This is a genomic window from Arthrobacter sp. Y3223164 (genome assembly GCF_059091005.1).
In genome coordinates this window covers 1-2249 of record NZ_JBNHGF010000424.1, presented here as the reverse complement: position 1 = coordinate 2249, position 2249 = coordinate 1, and the positions used below count along the sequence as shown (strand labels likewise).

General features: G+C 71.1%; 3 protein-coding genes. All 3 read left to right on the top strand.

The annotated features are described in order from the left end of the window. Window positions 1–351: ACT domain-containing protein (locus tag AC5RUJ_RS14945; RefSeq protein ID WP_494156107.1), on the top strand; the 351-nt coding region annotated here is incomplete at its 5' end. Then, the gene (gene thrC / locus AC5RUJ_RS14940; protein ID WP_494022823.1) at window positions 352–1452 is read left to right on the top strand and encodes a threonine synthase; all 1101 of its coding nucleotides are present in this window, start codon (window positions 352–354) and stop codon (window positions 1450–1452) included. After that, window positions 1445–2249 (top strand): homoserine kinase (thrB, locus tag AC5RUJ_RS14935; protein ID WP_494156106.1); only part of this gene is annotated, 805 nt, incomplete at its 3' end. The genes thrC and thrB, both read left to right, overlap by 8 nt.

The window sequence follows — 2249 nt, the reverse complement described above, 5'->3', positions numbered from 1 at the left end:
GGCGGCGGCCCGGGCCGGACCGAAACGGCGACCGTGGACCTGCCCGCCGTCGGGCTGGACTCGGTGCGCACCAGCTACTACATCGGCCTGGACGTGGCCGACCGGCCCGGTGTGCTGGCCCAGATTGCCGGCGTTTTCGCCGAGCACGGGGTCTCCATCGAGACCATGCGCCAGACCATCCACACCGAGGGCCCGCTGGATCCCGCCCACGACGGCGGCGAGGTGACCGCCGAACTGCGCTTCGTCACCCACCGGGCCTCCGAGGCGTCGCTGGCCGCAACCGTCGAGGCCGTGCGCGGGCTCGACATCGTCAACGCTGTTACCTCTGTCCTGCGAGTAGAAGGAATCTAAGTGGCCCACCAATGGCGCGGCGTCATCCGTGAATACGCGGACCGGCTGCCGGTATCGGAGCAGACCGAGATCATCACCCTCGGCGAAGGCGGCACCCCGCTGGTGCAGGCCAAGGCCCTCTCCGAACTGACCGGATCCGAGGTCTACCTCAAGGTGGAGGGGATGAACCCCACCGGCTCCTTCAAGGACCGAGGCATGACCATGGCCATCACCGCGGCCGTGGAGGCCGGCGCCAAGGCGGTGGTCTGCGCGTCCACCGGCAACACCTCCGCGTCCGCCGCCGCCTATGCCACCCAGGCCGGGCTGAAGTGCGCGGTGCTCGTGCCGGCCGGCAAGATCGCCATGGGCAAGATGAGCCAGGCGATCGCGCACGGCGCCGAGATCATCCAGATCAACGGCAACTTCGACAACTGCCTGGAAGTGGCCCGCAAGCTCTCCGAGGCCTATCCGGTGTTCCTGGTCAACTCGGTGAACCCGGCGCGCATCCAGGGCCAGAAGACGGCGGCCTTCGAGACCGTCGACTATCTGGGCGACGCCCCGGACATCCACGTGATGCCGGTGGGCAACGCGGGAAACATCACCGCGTACTGGAAGGGGTACCAGGAGTACGCCGCGCCGTACGAATCGGCCATTGCCGGCATGCTCCCGCCGGTCGCCACCAAGACCCCCGTGCTGTGGGGCTTCCAGGCCGCCGGCGCGGCGCCGCTGGTGCTGGGACACCCGGTAACCGAACCGGAAACCATCGCCACCGCCATCCGGATCGGCAATCCGGCCTCCTGGGACACAGCCATCGCCGCACGCGACGAGTCCGGAGGCCTGATCGACTCGGTGACCGACGACGAGATCCTGGCCGCGCACCGCTGGCTCTCCTCCCGCGAGGGCGTCTTCGTGGAGCCCGGCTCCGCGGCAGGCGTTGCCGGCGTGCTCAAGAAGCACGCGGCCGGCGAGGTGCCCGCGGGCAAGACCATCGTCATCACGGTCACCGGCCACGGGCTGAAGGACCCGCAGTGGGCCCTGCAGACCGAGGACGGCAGCGAGGCGGCGCCGGTCAAGGTGGACTTCGACGTGGTCAGCGTGGCCAGCGCCCTGGGTCTTGAGTAGCAGCACCTTGCCGGGGGAGGGCACCGCCGTGGCCGGCCGCATCGCGCCCGGCCAGCGCGTCACCGTGCGGGTTCCGGCCACCAGCGCCAATCTGGGCCCGGGCTTCGACAGCCTGGGCCTGGCCCTGGCCTACTACGACACGGTCACGGTGGAATCGACCGACGACGGCGTCTTCCACGCCTCCGTGAGCGGCGAGGGCGCGGCGGGGCTGCCCGCCGATGAAAGCCACCTGATCATCCGCACCCTGCGCGGCACGCTGCGTGAGGCCGGGTACGACGCCGGCGGGCTGCGCCTGCGGGCCCGGAACCTCATTCCGCACGGCCGCGGCATGGGATCCTCGGCCGCCGCCGTAGTCTCCGCCGTGCTGTTGGCCAACGCGCTGCTGCCGGAGCGGGAACGGCTGGGGGCGGGAGACATCCTGCAGGTTTGCTCGGCGCTGGAGGGCCACCCCGACAACGTGGCTCCGGCCCTGGGCGGACAGCTGGCCATCTCCTGGGAAGAGGCCGGCGTGTTCGCCAGCACCTGCGTGCCGATCTGCCCGGACATCGTGCCCGTGCTGGCCATCCCGGCCTACGAGCTTTCCACGGAAACCGCGCGCAACCTCCTGCCCGCGTCCGTGCCGCACCACGTGGCCGCCGCCAATTCCGGCCGCGCCGCCCTGCTGGTCCACGCGCTGACCCGCGATCCGTCCCTGCTGCGGGCCGGAACCGAAGACTGGCTGCACCAGCGGCACCGGGCACCGGCCATGGAACCCAGCGCCGCGCTGATCGCGGCGCTGCGCAGCCAGGGCCACGCCG